Origin of the sequence: Oceanivirga salmonicida (assembly GCF_001517915.1) — a bacterium.
GTDB lineage: Bacteria > Fusobacteriota > Fusobacteriia > Fusobacteriales > Leptotrichiaceae > Oceanivirga > Oceanivirga salmonicida.
Genome location: NZ_LOQI01000159.1, coordinates 1 through 625, shown reverse-complemented (window position 1 = coordinate 625; position 625 = coordinate 1). Strand labels below are relative to the sequence as shown.

2 protein-coding genes are annotated in these 625 nt (G+C 28.0%); both read left to right on the top strand.

What is annotated here, in order from left to right:
• On the top strand, positions 1–213 hold a 213-nt coding region (locus AWT72_RS08735), incomplete at its 5' end, for a TOBE domain-containing protein (RefSeq protein ID WP_156413150.1).
• Positions 213–625 (top strand): MgtC/SapB family protein (locus tag AWT72_RS08730; RefSeq protein ID WP_197407665.1); only part of this gene is annotated, 413 nt, incomplete at its 3' end. The genes AWT72_RS08735 and AWT72_RS08730, both read left to right, overlap by 1 nt.

Below are 625 nucleotides of genomic sequence, written 5' to 3'. Positions count from 1 at the left end.
GTTATAAGACCTGAATCTATTAAATATAACGAAAAAAATCATTCTTTAAAAGTTGTTAAGAGTGTATTCATGGGAGAAAATCATGAGTATGAAGTTCAAAATGGAGATGAAGTAATAGAAATAGTTCTTAATAATCCACATGGAAAAGAAATAAAGAAAATAGGAGAAGAATTGAGTTTTGCCTTTGATCAAGATTCAATCCATATATTATAATGTCAAGTACAAATAGTTTTATAATTAGAATATTGATATCAGCATTTTTAGGAGTACTTATTGGTTATGAAAGAACTAATAAAAATAAAGATGCAGGAATTAGAACACATGCTATCGTTGCTATTTCATCATGTCTAATGATGATAATATCAAAATATGGTTTTGAAGATGTCGGTCATTATGATGCTTCAAGAGTAGCATCACAAATAATAACTGGAATAGGATTTTTAGGAGCAGGTGTAATTTTTGTTAAAAACAATAATGTTGTTAGTGGATTAACAACATCAGCTGGTATTTGGGCAACGGCAGGTGTTGGAATGTCTGTTGGAGCAGGTCTAATAAAATTAGGTATTTTTGTATCAATATTGCTATTATTTCTACAAATATATACACATTTTATTCAATTATTAAA